The sequence below is a fragment of the Pedobacter psychroterrae genome (assembly GCF_004331695.1).
Lineage (GTDB): Bacteria > Bacteroidota > Bacteroidia > Sphingobacteriales > Sphingobacteriaceae > Pedobacter > Pedobacter psychroterrae.
Genome location: NZ_SJSL01000001.1, coordinates 1,776,122 through 1,792,855, shown reverse-complemented (window position 1 = coordinate 1,792,855; position 16,734 = coordinate 1,776,122). Strand labels below are relative to the sequence as shown.

The following is a 16,734-nucleotide window of genomic DNA, read 5'->3' as shown; positions in this document are numbered from 1 at the left end:
TTTACTTCAATGATAGGTTGATACCAAAATTGAACACTCTTTGAATTGGGTACCCAAGACCGTCTCCTCCCATTTCCACATCCCATAAGTCAAACTTGCTAAAATTAAGCAGATTGGTTGCGTTGGCGTAAATCCGAAAACTAGAAGTATGTAATCTTCTCTGAATGCCTTTGGGAATTTTATAGCCAATTTCAACTTGCTTGAGTCTTAGAAATGCCCCGTCCCGCATAAACCAAGTACTTCGTTGGTTATTGTTGTCATTGATGTTCGGGCTTAATCTGGGCCAAAGAGCATGAACATCCCTGGAGTCTTCCGACCAGTGGCTGTCAGCATATGCTTTTAGCAATTGCGTCTCATTATCAAAAGGAGATGTCGCACGGGAATCAATCCAGAATGACTCATTTGACAGCCCCTGGAAGAATGCAGAAAGGTCAAAACTTTTAAATCCTGATGAAAAACCGAAACCATAAACTACTTCCGGCAGCCGGGGGTTACCGATAGGCACCATGTCCGCGCCAGTTATCTGTCCATCGCGATTGACATCGGTGTACTTAATGTCCCCTCCGCCGTAAGGACCGAAATTTTGTCTTGGAGAATTCCGGGCTTCCACATCATCCACAAATAAACGTTCCGCAATCAGACCGTAATCCTGAAAAATGGGATGGCCAATGCGGCTTCTGTATTTTTCGTCGAACACCGGCTCTTCATATACTGTAAACTTACTTCTTGCGTAAGTAAAGTTTCCGGTTCCTGTAATCCAGAAATCCTGACCAACGTTTTGAGTATATTCAAAGGAGAGATCTGTTCCCTTTCCTGAAGCTTCACCCACATTCGCCCTTACGTCTGCTGTTAACCCCATGGTTACTGGGATTGCTGCCCTGGTCATCAGGATGTTTTTACGTTTCTCTGAATAAACCTCAGCAGTAATTTTTAGTCTGTCATAAAGACCTATTTCCAAAGCCAAATTCGTCTTTGTGGATTTTTCCCAGCTAATGTCTTCATTTGCATATCTTGAAATGTTAACTCCATTTAACAAACTACCTGCACCCAATCCATTGCCAAAAAAAGCAGCCCTGTAGTTCGCATTCATATCAACATTGGAAAGGTAAAAAAAGCGGTCTGAAGGTGAGCCGATAGCATCGTTTCCTATTAACCCATAAGTTGCTCTCAATCTAAGGTTGTTTACTACTGATTTTAATTTAGTAAAAAACTTCTCGTTTGATACCGTCCATGCAACACCGGTAGATGGGAAATAACCATATCTTTGTTTAGACGCAAACCTTTCTGAACCATTATAACCAAAGTTATATTCCAGGTAATAACGGCTATCGTAATTGTAGGTCGCCCTGCCTGAAACACCCATGTTCCGGGAAGGAAGAGATTGCTGAAGGTCTCCGCCATTCGCACTCAGATTATTCTGCAACATGGCAACCAATAGGGCGCTAACTCCATGCTTACCAAAACCACGGCTATAATTTAACTGTGATTGTGCGTAAAAAACGGAATTGAGTATTCTGTTACCAGGACTATAATTTAAATATTCAGTCCCTGAATCTTCGTTCATTGCATCGATAGCATAGGTATTGTTTTCAGGATCATATCCAATTAAATTGTAGTAATAAGGATTATAGGCCCGGGTAACATCGAAAAAACTGGTTCGGTTGGTGTTGGCCATCATCTGGAAATTTAGCCCTTTGGTGAAAAAAGAAAGGTCCTGCTTGAGTTCTAACTGTGCAAGCATTAGTGACCTGGAAGAATCTTTATAACCTCTAACTAAGTCTGCGTATGGGTTTGTGTAGCTACGGCCACCAACATCGGAATTTCCAAACATGATGTGTTTTACAAACTGATGTTGTTCATCTAACGGATAATATTGCGGAAATAGCACAGGGTTAGTCCGCACCACTTTCCTGTACATTTCTGCACCGCCGTCAATTGGCCCGGTATACTCGTCAAAATTTCCGCTTAACCTAACCACCATCTCCGTGGTTTTGGTAAGGTTTATGTTGACATTAGAACGAAGTGAATAACTTGTCAAATCAATATTGTTATTAAAGTTATTGCGGGGATCTACCTTCAACAATCCATTATCCTTGTTTAAGGAACCAGATACAAAATATTTTGCGACCTCGCCACCGCCGCTCACGTTTAGATTGTAACGTTGATTTGCTGTGTAATCTTTAAAGACCAAAGCCCTCCAATCATTTGCCGGATAAATAATCGGATTTTCTCCTACACCGGTATTGGCAATTTTTTCATCACTATAAAGTACCTGACCTAAAGGGTTACGTGTTAAGATGGCTTCATTAGCCTGCTTCATAAAGGTAACCGGATCCGCCAGTTCGATGTTCTGAACGGAAGACGATATGGAGCTCTCTGCCCGGAATGAAATTTGGGCTTTCCCTACCGCTCCCTGTTTTGTGGTGATTAAGATTACCCCGTTTGCTCCTCGAGCACCATACAAGGCAGTTGAAGTGGCATCTTTCATTACTGAAAAGCTAGCGATATCATCTGTCTGCAAGCGTGCGAGTTCAGTAGTGCCAACTTCCATGTTGTCAATCAATATTAACGGGTCGTTTTTATACCCAAAAGTAGTGACACCGCGAATGAAGAAATTTGCATTATCGTTCCCTGGTTCGCCACCGCGCTGAAAAGCAATCATACCCGGAATACGGCCTGCCAGGGCAGTGGTCAAATTACTGGACGGTATTTTAAGGTCAGATACCTTTACGGAAACAACTGATCCTACAAGGTCCGATTTCTTTTGAGTACCGAAAGCGACAACGGCAACCTCCTCAAGGGAATTCTTTTCGTCTGAAAGCAGTTTAACATCAAGCGTTTTACTACTACCTGCAGTGATCTTTTGTGTGACGTATCCCACATACGAAAAGACCAGCACTTCTGAATCATTATTGATCTGTATGCTAAACTTTCCTTCAGGATTAGTTGTAGCAGCTCTGTTGGGTACGGCTGATTCAACTTTGATGGTTACATTTGGAACCGGAATTCCTGACTCGTCAAGTACCGTTCCTGTCAGCACCCGCTGAAATGCGCCGGCGTTATTTTTAATTACGTAGAAATCATATCCTCTACTGGACACCCCGGCCTTCCCCAAATTTGCGGCAGATACATCATAAGTATTGCCCAAAATGGAGTATACGAGGAGAATAAGTATTTTTTTCATACTTTTACACCTGGTTAAATGTTAATTGTTTTGCAGCTTCGGAACATGGTTCTAGCCTCAACTCCGACCTGCGTTAGAAAATCATATACATTTGCATTTGTCTTTTAGGTGCTTTTATTCAATGGAAGCGCTTAAAAGACTTTTTTAATAGTAGTTATATCATAAAGTCCTTTCTTTTATAAAATACTTAATTTATTTCTGTTGGGGATTGGTTTGTTCTGAGTTAGACAACGTCATTTTATTAGCGCGTAATAAGGGACATTGAAAAAAAGACAAAAACATGCAATGTGGCGTATAATATTATAGTTGGTTACTTTGTTACTTTCATCACTGCCCTAACCATAGTGAGTCTGATTGTTAACCAAAGATAAACGGTGAAATCCTTTTGCAACTGTAGATTTTGACAAATAAAATATACATTCTGATTAATTTACTACCGCGTATGTTTTCTGAGTATGCTGGTCGCCAGGTGTTCAGCAAACTTGTACAGTCTCGATCTTTAACATCTGGCTCAGTTTCTTGATCTTTGAGGCAATCTTACCTTTCCCGATGGCACAGTGATGTGCGGGCCCATAGCTATTCCAGGCTTCAACGAAATTTCTGGCACCAATAGGGAACCGATATCTGCTGTTTGTATTACCGATTTCTAAAATTTCTCCCGGAACAGATTCGCCTTCGGCGACCAGGAACATCAAGCGTCCCTCTCCTGTTTCTACAACTGAGAGCAAAGTCACGGTTCCATAACTAACAGACATCTCAACAGACAGTCCATTTCCAACTTTCCCATGATAAACCTGCAGTGGTTTGACCTTAATTCTGCCCCGTGCTATTTTAGGGTGGCAGGGTCCGTCATGACCCATTAAGACTACATCCTCTGTAAAGTCCATCGCATAATATTCTGTAAATGATCCTCCTGCGCCGAAACTGTCCATGATTTTCATTGCTTGGGCATTTTTAATTTCATATTCGCCTGCAACAGGAATGTTTTTGCTTGTCAATATTGAATTGCCCAGTATTACAGAGGTGGCAGTATTTTCATTCGCATCATTCCCGGTTCCCTTATGATAATAGGCCAGTGATCCTAGCTGGTGTTTTTCGACGAGTTTATCCAGCGCAACTGCGGTCACCGCAGCCCGATACAGTTCCTGGGAGGAACAGTCCTGCTGAACCTCAAACATCGCATGTATTTCCCGGAGCTTATTTTCGGTTTCCATCTCCGAGACAGATTCGCGAAGGGCCGACAACTCGTCGATTTCTATAATTTCCATGTGGCCCCCAAACGTAGCGCATTGCAGGGTGAGGTCGGTGTATATATCCATCATTCCGCCATAATAGTTGCCCATAATACCGAGACGGTTGTAATACATGATTCTGGCAACTTTAGCCGCCTCTACCCATTCTCCAATTTCTGTCCAGACATGAGGATCATCCTGGAGCATACCTGTGATTTGGAAAAAGGGAATCCTGCTTCGGTTGAGTACATTGGCGATTTCGGGTACTGAACATGCTGAACAATAAGCCAACCATTCTCCCGTCATTTTGGTTCTATTTCCTAATCGATTGAAAGCTTCATAATCGATACTTGCGGTTGGGGATAAATTGAGCACAACAACAGGAACGTTTGCCTTTTTTATTACCGGCAGTATAGTGGCTGAAAGCGCATACGTAGAGACATACAAAAACAAAATATCCACATCTTCTTTTTTGAACCTGTCTCCGCAAATAAATGCCAACCCGGGGGTATCGATTAAACCAAGATTGACAATATCAGCATCAAAACCTCCCAGCTTATTTGCGATATCATCCAAATATCCGGTTAATCGTTCTTTTAGCCCATCAAACTGTTCCCAATATGCGTTCAACCCAACTCCAAATAAGCCTACCTTCACTCTTGTCTTTGTATACATTATAATGCTTCTTTCTATTTTCTGAAAATTTTTACTGGACCGATCAGACCTGACGGTAGTAATGGACTATTCTTATTATATTGCTGTGTAGTGGTAAAAGTAAACCTGCCGCTAGTTCTCGGTAGCCCTTTCAGCAACCATTCTGGCCATTGATCTCCAATAACACCGTCGTAGGGTTTATGCTCATCTCCAATCAGCCTGTTCGCCCACAAGTTTACTACTTCGATCTCAATTTCATTTTTTCCCTTTTTGATGACATTTGATATCTCCAGGCTCCAGGGTGCTGTCCATAACGTGCCCAGCTCTTTTCCGTTTAAGCGAACGCTGGCCATATTTTTGACATCGCCCAAATCGATGAACAGCTTACCTTGACTGCCTCCGTCATACTCAAAGGTTTTACGGTAAGTAGCAGTGCCCGAATAGAATTTGATGCCTTCAACTTTGCTTGTACTCCAGTCAAATAGCGAGTCTGTGACAAGCTCTTCAGGACCACCCCATTTTACATTAAAATTTATTTTCCATTCTTTATTCATGGTAAGTAAAGTTTGCTCCCTGCTAGCGGTTACCTTGCTCGGCTGCCATTGATTCTCCTTTGCGAAAACGATAAATGCACTTTCATAAGGAGCTAATTTAATCGGTATCTTGGTAAATCCGCTGTCAGTTTGAAAGTTTTCAATCTGACTTACCCTGCCATCAATGGCGTTCCACAGTTCGGGTGCACCTATTACGCTGCGAAATCTACCATTTGTAGTTATTGAGTTTGCCGTTGTGTTCGAAATGAAATAAATATCCCAGTTCTTTGAGGTTCGGTGAGTATACCTAACGTTAGCTTCAGCAAGGAAATCACCTTCAATACTCTTAGCCTTTAAAATTTTCGTTGTCAGCTCATAGTTGGGATAGAGCTTGTCTTGTGCTTGAATAAGCGGTTTACCCCAAATAATTGTTCCCAGGCCATATTGTCGATGCTGAAGTAAAGCTGATGTGCTCGAATTTCCCCAGATTTTATTGCAAAGCGCTTTTATCTTTGAATCGCATAGAGGATAATCTTTTAAGCTGGGTGAACGTAATGGTGGATTACCCAGGACTGTTGCCCCAAGTTCTGCCAGTTTTCCCACTTTTTCAAGTAGCTCAGGCGTCATGGTCTCGTAAATAGGCAGTACAAGTATTTCGTAAGAAGCACCGCTGGCAAGTACAACTTTTTTGTTCTTCACTTTAGCGGTCATTAGCTGGCTGGGCGCTATACCATCGAAATTATAACGCTTTCTGTCACCAATGGTATCTCCGAGAATAGCGGATGCAGGTGGTACAAAAACATGTGGAGACCCTTCGGGAACGAGATAAAGGATGTCTGCAACTGTTTTCCCTTGCTGTAAAAGATATTGGCACCTTGTAATATAGTCATGGTAGCTGCCAGCCATCGGCCACCACGTTTGACTACGGTCCCAGTGGACACCGTAGGGGCCCATTGTGGCACCTGGTTTTAAAGAGTCAGGTAAAAACTGATTTTGAAAAGTATGGTAAACAAAACGGTTGATACCGGCAGCAAAAGCCCAGTCCCCCTGATTTTTCATAGCTCCGGGGTGTTGTTTCCAGCCTTCATTATCCTGAGCAGTGAATGCTTCTGCAGGCACTAAAGAACGACCCATTACATGGGCGATCGAGGTTGCTTCGATGACACTGTAGGTAGAATTGAATCCATAGCCCTTGCTCCAAAATTCGGCCATCGGTACGTCTGCAATGCTACCAAGCTCAAGGTCAGAAGTTGGGTTCATGTCATATGGTTCAATCGAAAGTGTGAGGTTTCGTTTTGATGCGTATCGTTTAACGTGACCAGCATGATTCTCTAAAACGAGTTCCTGGCTGGTTTGCCTTAAATCCCAAAGGAAGCGTTCGCTTTCTTCCAGGCTACCGACAATATTTCCAGAGTAGACCGGGTAGTATTTTAGCGGGTCATAGCCACGCCTTTTGATAAATTCATTCCTTAAGTTCGCGGTCCAGTTTTGAGCACCCATTTCCCAGCTATCCATGTGCAAGCGCTTTAAACCTCCAGATTGATTTTTTTCAACCCTGCCTATTTTTTTAAAAATTTTACCCAAATACGCGTCCAGGTGAGCATTTATTGCCGTTGTATCGAATTTGTCGGATTCAAAACCAATACCCGGGAAAGGTGCCGGGCGGGTAATCGCGCCATTATTTCTGCTCCCAAACCTCATGATTTTCCATTTTCCCGGTGGGGGTGTCCAAGTCAGGGTCCCATCAGGAAGCAATTTTCCTGTTAAATCAATTATTTTATTTTTTGCAACCACCGATGTTGGTTTGCTGGCAAGGTCACTAGTTGCAGGCAGGTTCGCCCGTACAGTTCCAGAGCTATATGGTGCCCGCTGATAAAGGGCCTTTTCATCTATATCTGTTATTCGTTCATCAGTATCAGGGGCAGGAAATGCGAGTACTGCGACATCCTCGTAGTATTCGAGCCAGTTCTTCTTGAATTCAGGTGTAAACCCGCCTTCACCAAAAAAAGGTCTTTTAGGGGCTGGAAGGGGTAAAATAATTTTCTTGTGATCGGGTGAAGAAACAAGCACTTCGCTTGACACAAGATGTTGCATGGATTGACTCCCTTTGACCCAAGGGCCACCGCTTCCAGTCCAGCCCGGACCGATGCCAAGCGTGATTTCTATCCCCAACCGCCTGGCTTCCTTCTCGGCATGGGCAAAAAGACTGGTCCATTCTTCACTGAGAAAAGTGACCTTGCCCCGCGGCACTCCGACGTTTACTTCCAAAAAAATGAGGTTACCAAGACCAGCCTTTTTCATTGATTCCAGGTCTTTTGTAATCGTTTCTGCGTTCATATTGCCATCCATAAAATACCAGTAGACGCCTGGTTTATAGCGATTGCCAGGGTTAGTAAATCCGGACTTAATTGGATTAATCTGACTGAATGATACAGCACATATGCAAAAAAGAAGGGTAAGTATAGCACTTGTAGTTTTTACTTTCATAAAAGGGCCGGGTAAGGCGAATTAGGTTTAATATTTGGTGTATCAGAGATTTTCTGTGCGCTCTTTTCGTATTTGGCACTAGTTGTATTTGTTAATCAAATATATTTCAATGCGTTGCCCTCAAAAATACAGTATTTGATAAAAAGCCTGCATAATTTGCCACAGGTTTGAGTTTCAGAATTTGAAAAGCAGCACAGTGCAGGACAGAGAGAAAAAAAAAGTAGCGTAACTTAACTTCATCTAACAAATATAAACGGCTTAAAATTGCGGCTTTTTTTTATAGAAAAACGGATAAATTATGGTCAATTTTTTCAAATATCTTCCAGTAAGTCAGGAGGATGAGAACTGGGGACTTACGGTTTTAAATGCTGGTTGTACCCACATTGAACACACCAGCGAATATCCATTCAGAAGTCATCCGGCCCATCATAATTTTAACTGGAACAGCTGGCGTATACTTGATGAGTACCAGATAATTTATATTACCAATGGGCAGGGTGTTTTCGAGTCGGAGTGTTTTAAAAAAACCCTGGTCAGAGCAGGGACGCTGATAATATTGTTCCCTAATGAAAAACATAGGTACAAACCTGATGAAAATACGGGCTGGGACGAATATTGGGTTGGCGTAAAAGGACCTATTCTTGACAATTTACTTGCCACGGGATATTTCAAGACCGATAGCCCCTGCCTTTTCATAGGATTTAATGATAGCGTTTTTGATCTTTACAACCGAATAATCGACAACACAAAAGAAGAAAAGCCCGGATATCAACCCATGATTTCAGGTGCTGTATTGCATTTGCTTGGAGCCTGTCATGCTGCCATTAAAGGAAGCATAGCTGGTGTTAAGGAAGATGAAAACATCATAAACAAGTCCCGGATGTTATTCCGTGCGAACATATGTAATGCTTATACCGCGCAACTTGCTGCAAGTGAGCTCTGTGTCGGTTATTCCTGGTTTAGAAAAGTGTTTAAAAATTATACCGGACTTTCTCCCGGGCAGTATTACCTACAGCTGAAGATAGAAAAAGCGAAGGATCTGTTGAGTAACTCCAACTTGTCCGTGAAACAAATTTCAACAGAGTTGAATTTTGAATCAAATTTTTATTTTTCAAAGATTTTCAAGGAAAAGACAGGGTTAAGACCAACACAGTATAGACAACAAAGTTGACTTGTTATGTGTCAGCCATCAACAGGTAAATGTTCCTTAACTTTTACGCGCCCTGAACCTTAAAAATCGCTTTATCGATTCATTCACAATTAACGGGACCAATCCCAGAAGGATAGCGACCATCCAACCTTTTGCATCCAGCATCCGTAATTTAAATGCTTCCTGCATAGGAGGTATGGTAATTATTAACAATTGCAGCAGCAGACCAAGCACAATAGCACCGATCAAGTACTTGTTAGAAAGTAACCCAATTTGAAATATGGATTTTTTGCTGTTTCTAACAGCAAGCGAATAAAAGAGCTGACACGCTACCAGCACCATAAATGCCATAGTACGGGCGTACTCCACTATATCAGGGGAGACATTTTTATCAAATGGGCTTGCTTCGTGTTCATAGTAGCCATACCAAAAAGCGAAAATGGTCAAGCCTCCAATCATGAGCCCACCACCAAGCGCTTGCAGCACACCCCCACCAGCAAAAAAACTCTCTTTTGGTTTCCGGGGATGCTCTTTCATTACATCAGGGGTCTCCCCGGTCCATACCAAGCGCAACCGCAGGCAACGAATCGGTAATCAGGTTAATCCACAATAATTGCGTAGCGATCAGGGGTACTTGCCAGCCAATCATCAAAGTGGCCAGCATGGCGACCACTTCGCCGAGATTACAGGTCAGCAGGAAAATTACCGATTTTTTGATATTGTTATAAATGTTCCTCCCCTGCTCAATCGCCTCAACGATTGTCGCAAAGTTATCGTCAGTCAGTATCATATCCGCAGCACCCTTGGCCACATCCGTGCCTGTGATACCCATAGCCACCCCAATATCCGCCGCACTGAGTGAAGGCGCATCGTTTACGCCGTCACCCGTCATCGATACCACATTTCCGCTGGATTTAAGCGCGCGCACAATCCTTACTTTATCCTCTGGTGATACCCGTGCAAACACCCTGAATGATTCCACCCGGGCGGTAAATTCTTCTTCGCTAAAATGATTCATTTCCCGGCTGGTGATGGCCTCATCAAGATGCTGTGCGATGCCCAGCTCCTGCGCAACGGCGAAAGCGGTATGCTTATGGTCACCTGTGATCATGATGGACCGAATCCCCGCAGTTTTTGCTTTAAGCACAGCATCTTTGACCTCCTCACGCGGAGGATCAATCATGCCTAAAAGGCCAACAAGAATAAGGTTTTGCTCCATTTCAGCGGTGGAAACGCGGCCTTCGACAGTTTTAAATGCCAGGCCAAGCGTGCGTAATGCCCTGCCTGACATCGAACTGGTCGCCTCATGAAAAGCTTCCTTATGTGCCTCAGTTATCGGCAAAACCTGTCCGTCAGCTAACACATGTGTGGCCAGGTGCAATAAATTATCAATTGCGCCTTTTGTAAACACAGTATATTTTTCGTCCCCCAGTATTAGCACTGACATCAACTTCCGGTCTGAATCAAAAGCAAACTCTTCCAGACGCTCATAATCGAGACCAAGCTGTCTACGGTCTAAACCAAGGTCATCGGCAAACTGCAGCAAGGCAATTTCTGTCGGATCGCCCGTACCACTGCCAGCCGAAAGGGTCGCATCGGAACACAATACCATACCTTTCGCCAGCAATTTCACATCGTCACTCCCCTCATTAAACAGGCCGCTTACCACTATCCTTTCACCGTCCAGGATAAAATAAGTGGTGACAGTCATCTTGTTCTGGGTTAAGGTGCCCGTCTTATCGGAACAGATGATATTTACAGATCCAAGTGTTTCTACAGCAGGCAGGCGTCTGATGATCGCGTTTCGCCTGGACATGCTGGTCACCCCAATAGAAAGCACAATGGCAACAATCGCCGCCAGCCCTTCTGGTATAGAGGCTACCGCCAGGGACACGGAGATCAAAAACATGTCCACCAGATCCCGGTTTTGGAAATAAGCGACAATGAATATCAGCACACATATGCCAATGGCCATCTTTCCCAGAGATTTGCCCAACTCTTCAAGCCTGCGCTCCAGCGGGGTTTTAGCGGGGGCTTCGTTGTCAATGATGCTGGCGATCTTTCCGACCTCGGTAAGCATGCCTGTCTCCACAACGACACCAACACCTCTTCCATAAGTAACCAGTGTAGACATAAAAGCCGAATTTGCCCGGTCTCCCAAAGCGGTCTCCTCCGGATAAATGGCATGTGCATCTTTGACTGATGGAAGCGATTCGCCGGTAAGGGAAGATTCTTCCACCTGAAGATTGGCTGCTTCTATCAAACGAATATCAGCAGCTATAAACCGTCCTGCATCCAGGATCATGATATCACCCGGCACCAGCTGCGAAGCGTCAATTTCCTGAGTCACACCATCCCTTCTGACCAGCGCCTTAGGGGCAGATATTTTCTGAAGTGCTTCAATAGCATTACCTGCCTTTATCTCCTGGACCACACCCAACACCGCATTAAGCAGGATAACCATCAGGATGATGCCTGAGTCTACATATTCTCCCATGACCAGGGTGACGATTACAGCAACCAGTAAAATGTAAATGAGCCAGTCCTGCAGCTGCCCCAAGAGCAGCTGAAAGATTCCTTTCTTTTTTTTACCCTTAAGCACATTCATCCCGAAACGCTCCTGCCTGCCCTGAACGTCAGCCTGGGAAATTCCTGCCAGAGGGCTTACCCCCAATTCCTCTAGAATATCCTCTACAGAAATAGAAAACCAGGATCGACTCATCGTTTCACCTCACCCAATGGTAGAGATTGCTGCTGATTTTCTTTTTTACCGGCGTTACCGCCACTATTTTGCGCTTCCATACCTAAATCAACAATCTGATCACAAGAAGGTTTAGATTAGATCAGACTGTGCCAGATGCGTTATTCGTCGTTGAAAACTTGCACGATAAAAAAGGGAGGGTAATCTTGCCCTGCGACAATCGGTTCTCTAAAGAAAGAAATACAGAAAGGCGCTTCTAGGCCCGAGCTTTTCTTTTAGCTTCTTAATAAACGCGGCCAACTCGCGAACTTCTATCGCAGTTTCTAAATCTTCATTCAAAACCTCAACAGTCGAAAGTTCAGCGAAAAAACCTTTTCCTACCTTATTGTCCCGAATATAATTGGCAGTTTTAAACTTTACAGCGGTTAAGAGATAAGCCCTGCAATTAACGCCCTAAGTCCTCCCTATTTTGCCAAAACCAGATAAAAATGTCCTGCAATACATCCTTGCAACCTTGCCTGTCTCTCAAAATATTATAAGCAGCTCCATACAATGCATCTGCATGCCGCGTGTACAGCTCAGTAAAGGCAGCGTAATCACTTTTCTTTACTAAGTCAAGCAATACATGATCATTGTGTGAACTGTAAGCAGCCATATATGTTTTGGTATCCCGTTTGGCTAAGGTAACAAATCTCCAGCAAGATTATATATGTCGTGTTTGGGCGTTCGATTTTTTTATGGCTTACATCCCAATGCGCCGCACATTACTGGTCTTATCTGCGGATTCCGCACTATGGGAAACATAAGCAGCTATATTTTGTTCATACCATAGCCCCCAGGGTTTAAATCAATGGAATATGGAAAATGTAGTGCAAAAACAATGGGAAGAAATAGATAAGAAGCTATACAAGGTATTGCTTTTTAAAGATTTTCAGGAAGCTTTTGCTTTTATAGTGAGGGTGGCATTCCTGGCTGAGAAATGCAACCATCATCCAAAATGGACCAATCTCTATAATAAGGTAGAGATCTGGCTAAGTACCCACGACGCAGGTGATGTGGTAACTGAAAAAGACCGTAACCTGGCCAGAGAAATTGACAAGCTGCTGGGGATTGAATAATTACAATCCCCATATGCGATGTTAAGCATTTTCCAAATCCGCAATGATCAGCTTTTTCATCTTCATCAATGCAGCCATTGCTCTTTGTCCCCGTTCAGGGTCTGTCATTAGCCTCCCCAGTATTTTTGGGATGATCTGCCAGCTGATGCCGTATTTGTCCGTAAGCCAGCCGCAGGCAACTTCATAACCCCCATTGGCAGTAAGCTGGTTCCAATAACTATCAATTTCAGCTTGTGTATCGCATTCGACCACGATAGAAATAGCATCGTTAAAAGTAAAACCCTGTTCACCTGAACTATCCATTGCCATCAGTACATAATCGTTTATCGTAAACTGTGCATGCTTTACAAAGTCTGTTTGATCACCTTCCCCTTCACTGTAATTCATAATCCCGGTAATACCCGATTTCGGAAATACGGAAGTATAAAAATGTACTGCTTCTGTAGCCTTGCCGGCTTTGTCGCCCGCAAACATCAAAGTAGGAGAGAATTTTTGTAGCCCTGCTTTATTATCACCCAGATACAACTGCCAACTGACCCCATATTTATCCTGCACCCAGCCATACTTAGGGCTCCAGTCGTAGGTATCCAGCGCCATCAGCACTTCACCTCCATCTGTTAGTGAATTCCAGTATTTTTCGACCTCCTCTTCCGTCTCAATGATCACCATAAATGAAATGGACGCATTTGGTTTGGAACTGGGCCCGTCATTGAGCAGCATAAATTTTTGCCCGCCCAACTGAATCTGGATGACAAAGGGCGAGGTCTGTAAAATCTTTCCATCTCCAAAAGCATTGATATAAAAATCAGCCGCTTCTGCCACCTTACCTTTAAGCGTAAGACAAGGATAAATCGAATTGTTCATAATCAGTAGTTTTATTTGAAGTAAACATACCAAACTTACCAAAAATCCGTAGCGTGCAAACGCGACAATTAAAGGGGCTGATTAAGACAAGCAACTGAAATATAAACTATACAGGAAGCCTGTTGAGCTCTATATCATCCGGGGTTACAAAGATCAGCGGAACTTTTTCTACATCTACATAGCTTGAATCCAGGCCAAAACTCCGCTCTTCTGAAAGGCTGAGCCGCTTTAGTATGAAATAATAATCCATGATGCTCCGCTCATAAAAACTCAGTGTGGAGAATTTTGAAAGATGTTTTTCCAGCAATACAAACCTGAAATCCCCTGCTATTTTATGCTTGTTCAGTGAGGTATACTGACTGGTAATATCTACTTCCCCATTTTTAACCAGTTCCTCAATCACCTTTCTATACAGCAGGTTTACCCTTTGCTCTACCCTGAAACCAAGCTTAAAATCTATACGGATCAATTTGCCCGGAATCAGGAACTCAACCTTATAATCTCTGGTAAAAGGCTCATCTACCACATCCACATGCACCAGCCAGTATACATCGGCCCGCTTTGGTTCTTTTTGTATGATGGAATAAATAATCTTCGATTCAATTTCAGTTTTAAAGTTGGCACTGGTCAGGTAAACCAGTTGCGAGGAGTATTTAGGTACAGAGATGTCGTTGCTCAGCTCGCTGATGATCTGATAATAATCCTCAATCTCCACATACTTAACAAACCTGTTTTTGATCTTCCTCGACACATACCAGCACCACATCACGGTAAACAGTGCCGATCCTATCAACACAGTCATCCAGCCTCCGTGAAAGAATTTTGCCATATTTCCGATAAGGAAAGTACTTTCCAGCACAACATAGACACTCATGAAGATGACAATGCCATACAAAGGCACCTTTTTGCGCTTCATATAAGCTGCTACCAGTATCGTTGTTGCCAAAAAGGTAAGGTTAATGGCAAGTCCGTAAGCCCCCTCCATCTTGGCAGAAGTTTCAAATATCATCACAATGATGAGACATCCGCCCCAGAGTATCCAATTGATGGAAGGAACATAGATCTGCCCCTTCTGGTTACTTGGGTAATTAATCCGCACCTTAGGCCACAGATTGAGCCTAACCGCCTCCGAGATCAGTGTAAACGATCCGGTGATCATGGCCTGACTGGCTATCACCGCCGCTACAGTAGCCAGGGCCACCATTGGCAGCAAATAGGCTGCCGGAACTATTTCAAAAAATGGGTTCAAATTGGTATCATAATTACCATGATGTAAAATCCACACTCCCTGTCCGAGATAATTTAAGATCAGCATGGCCTTAACAAAAATCCAGCTTACCCGGATATTTTTACGGCCGCAATGTCCCATGTCTGAATAGAGCGCCTCGGCACCGGTAGTACACAAAAACACACCTCCTAAAATAAGCAGGGCCTTTGGATTGGTAGCAATCAGTTTAACCGCATAATAAGGGTTTAAAGCCTTAAATATGCTAAAATCCTGAACTACGTATAAAATACCCAACAACCCGAGTGTACCAAACCAGAGGAACATAATCGGGCCAAACAGCTTACCTACCAGATTTGTCCCAAACTGCTGTATGATAAACAACGCCGTAATGATGGAAATAACAATGGGTATCACGCTTACATTCGGAAATTTAAGTTGTAAGCCTTCAATGGCAGAGGTTACCGTAATGCTGGGGGTAATGATACCATCAGCCAGCAAGGCACATCCTCCCACCACTGCGGGGATAACGAGCCATTTGGCATTTTTTCTTACTAAAGAATACAGGGAAAAGATTCCGCCCTCCCCTTTATTATCGGCCCTCAGGGTAATCACCACATATTTGATGGTAGTCTGCAGGGTTAGCGTCCAGACGATACAGGAGAGCGCACCTAGTACCGTATCAGGCGTGATCACCTGCGGATCGGGCATTCCAATAACTGCATTAAAAATAGCTTTGAGCGTATATAAGGGTGAGGTACCAATATCTCCGTATACAATTCCAAGACTTACAAGCAATCCGCCGGCTGTGACCGTGTTTAAATTCTTTTGACTCGACACTTTAAAATAATTTGACCGCAAAATTACGGTATTTATCACCTAATTTCATTATCATTAACTCCTTTTTAAATGTTATATCCCCATATAAAGCGTATAATTCAAGCATAGCAGAACGTCATAAGCTGTTAAATATTGTTAAATAATTTTTAATTCAACAAAATCCTTGATTTTTTTGTTTTATTATTTATATTTTTGCCAGCATCCAGACATGAGCACGAAACACAAAATAGCGCTTCTCCTTAATATCTTTTGCATAATTTGCATAGGCATTTTAAGCAGTGCTAATGTATTTGCTCAAAAACCGGACAGTTCTATCAACAGCATCAGGTCTAAAAGGATCAATAAAACCCCGCAGATTAAAGTGACTGTTCCTACCTACAGACCAAACAGGTACAACATTGGGTTTATTCCCTATAGTGATGTGATTTCCAGCGCTAAGCCAAGTACAGGCACCCCTGTTAAACCTGAAAAGTTACTATACGTATTAAAAGTATACCCAAATCCGGTAGATGACCAGATCAATATCATCCTGCGCGTGGACCGTGAATCGAATCTTAGCGTGAAAATTATGGACCTGCTGGGAAATGAAGTAGTCACGCTCTCCAACGAGCGCATCCCTGCAGGTGAGCAGATTAAAAATTACACCATACCAAACCGCTTGAACGCAGGTATTTATTTTCTGAAAATTGTAGCTGGTACAGAATCCGTGGTAAAACGGATCTCCGTTCTGTAAAGTTATCCGTCAT

11 protein-coding genes are annotated in these 16,734 nt (G+C 43.1%); 3 read left to right on the top strand and 8 right to left on the bottom strand.

Features of this window, described 5'->3' with window-relative positions:
• Position 1: 1 nt before the first annotated feature.
• The 3 genes from EZ437_RS07920 to EZ437_RS07910 form a co-directional block, all read right to left on the bottom strand.
• Positions 2-3,184: a SusC/RagA family TonB-linked outer membrane protein gene (locus tag EZ437_RS07920; RefSeq protein WP_131594878.1), complete on the bottom strand. Its 3,183-nt coding sequence runs from the start codon at positions 3,182-3,184 to the stop codon at positions 2-4.
• A 473-nt stretch (positions 3,185-3,657) separates the two neighbouring features.
• Entirely contained in the window at positions 3,658-5,091 is a 1,434-nt protein-coding gene (locus EZ437_RS07915) for an arabinose isomerase (RefSeq protein ID WP_131594876.1), read from the bottom strand.
• A gap of 14 nt (positions 5,092-5,105) precedes the next feature.
• The gene (locus tag EZ437_RS07910) at positions 5,106-8,090 is read right to left on the bottom strand and encodes a glycosyl hydrolase (protein WP_131594874.1); all 2,985 of its coding nucleotides are present in this window, start codon (positions 8,088-8,090) and stop codon (positions 5,106-5,108) included.
• A gap of 298 nt (positions 8,091-8,388) precedes the next feature.
• On the opposite strand from EZ437_RS07910, the gene EZ437_RS07905 reads away from it, so the two are divergent.
• Positions 8,389-9,261, top strand: coding sequence for an AraC family transcriptional regulator (locus EZ437_RS07905; protein ID WP_131594872.1), 873 nt, complete (start codon positions 8,389-8,391; stop codon positions 9,259-9,261).
• 36 nt (positions 9,262-9,297) lie between these two features.
• Here EZ437_RS07905 and EZ437_RS21940 read toward each other — a convergent pair whose 3' ends face one another.
• The 3 genes from EZ437_RS21940 to EZ437_RS07895 form a co-directional block, all read right to left on the bottom strand.
• Positions 9,298-9,777 (bottom strand): cation transporting ATPase C-terminal domain-containing protein, encoded by a 480-nt coding sequence (locus EZ437_RS21940; RefSeq protein WP_205942663.1) that lies wholly within the window; start codon positions 9,775-9,777, stop codon positions 9,298-9,300.
• 4 nt (positions 9,778-9,781) lie between these two features.
• Positions 9,782-11,962, bottom strand: coding sequence for a cation-translocating P-type ATPase (locus EZ437_RS07900; protein ID WP_205942662.1), 2,181 nt, complete (start codon positions 11,960-11,962; stop codon positions 9,782-9,784).
• A gap of 424 nt (positions 11,963-12,386) precedes the next feature.
• On the bottom strand, positions 12,387-12,596 hold the full coding sequence (locus EZ437_RS07895) for an RNA polymerase sigma factor (RefSeq protein ID WP_131594870.1): 210 nt from the start codon (positions 12,594-12,596) through the stop codon (positions 12,387-12,389).
• 202 nt (positions 12,597-12,798) lie between these two features.
• Between EZ437_RS07895 and EZ437_RS07890 the strand changes: the two genes are divergently transcribed.
• Positions 12,799-13,059 carry a 4a-hydroxytetrahydrobiopterin dehydratase gene (locus EZ437_RS07890; RefSeq protein ID WP_131594868.1) on the top strand — a complete coding sequence of 87 codons (261 nt, stop codon included), beginning with the start codon at positions 12,799-12,801 and terminating at the stop codon, positions 13,057-13,059.
• Positions 13,060-13,080: 21 nt separating this feature from the next.
• Here EZ437_RS07890 and EZ437_RS07885 read toward each other — a convergent pair whose 3' ends face one another.
• Both EZ437_RS07885 and EZ437_RS07880 read right to left on the bottom strand, forming a co-directional pair.
• Complete coding sequence (locus tag EZ437_RS07885) at positions 13,081-13,923, bottom strand: VOC family protein (RefSeq protein ID WP_131594866.1); 843 nt, start codon at positions 13,921-13,923, stop codon at positions 13,081-13,083.
• A gap of 106 nt (positions 13,924-14,029) precedes the next feature.
• Complete coding sequence (locus tag EZ437_RS07880; protein WP_131595236.1) at positions 14,030-15,988, bottom strand: KUP/HAK/KT family potassium transporter; 1,959 nt, start codon at positions 15,986-15,988, stop codon at positions 14,030-14,032.
• 208 nt (positions 15,989-16,196) lie between these two features.
• Between EZ437_RS07880 and EZ437_RS07875 the strand changes: the two genes are divergently transcribed.
• On the top strand, positions 16,197-16,721 hold the full coding sequence (locus EZ437_RS07875) for a T9SS type A sorting domain-containing protein (protein ID WP_225869522.1): 525 nt from the start codon (positions 16,197-16,199) through the stop codon (positions 16,719-16,721).
• Positions 16,722-16,734: the final 13 nt, after the last annotated feature.

What these genes read in the sequence shown, in the direction of transcription:
- EZ437_RS07920 (WP_131594878.1), bottom strand. Translation starts at nt 3,184, where the DNA reads ATGAAAAAAATACTTATTCTCCTCGTATACTCCATTTTGGGCAATACT.
- EZ437_RS07915 (WP_131594876.1), bottom strand. Translation starts at nt 5,091, where the DNA reads ATGTATACAAAGACAAGAGTGAAGGTAGGCTTATTTGGAGTTGGGTTG.
- EZ437_RS07910 (WP_131594874.1), bottom strand. Translation starts at nt 8,090, where the DNA reads ATGAAAGTAAAAACTACAAGTGCTATACTTACCCTTCTTTTTTGCATA.
- EZ437_RS07905 (WP_131594872.1), top strand. Translation starts at nt 8,389, where the DNA reads ATGGTCAATTTTTTCAAATATCTTCCAGTAAGTCAGGAGGATGAGAAC.
- EZ437_RS21940 (WP_205942663.1), bottom strand. Translation starts at nt 9,777, where the DNA reads ATGAAAGAGCATCCCCGGAAACCAAAAGAGAGTTTTTTTGCTGGTGGG.
- EZ437_RS07900 (WP_205942662.1), bottom strand. Translation starts at nt 11,962, where the DNA reads ATGAGTCGATCCTGGTTTTCTATTTCTGTAGAGGATATTCTAGAGGAA.
- EZ437_RS07895 (WP_131594870.1), bottom strand. Translation starts at nt 12,596, where the DNA reads ATGGCTGCTTACAGTTCACACAATGATCATGTATTGCTTGACTTAGTA.
- EZ437_RS07890 (WP_131594868.1), top strand. Translation starts at nt 12,799, where the DNA reads ATGGAAAATGTAGTGCAAAAACAATGGGAAGAAATAGATAAGAAGCTA.
- EZ437_RS07885 (WP_131594866.1), bottom strand. Translation starts at nt 13,923, where the DNA reads ATGAACAATTCGATTTATCCTTGTCTTACGCTTAAAGGTAAGGTGGCA.
- EZ437_RS07875 (WP_225869522.1), top strand. Translation starts at nt 16,197, where the DNA reads ATGAGCACGAAACACAAAATAGCGCTTCTCCTTAATATCTTTTGCATA.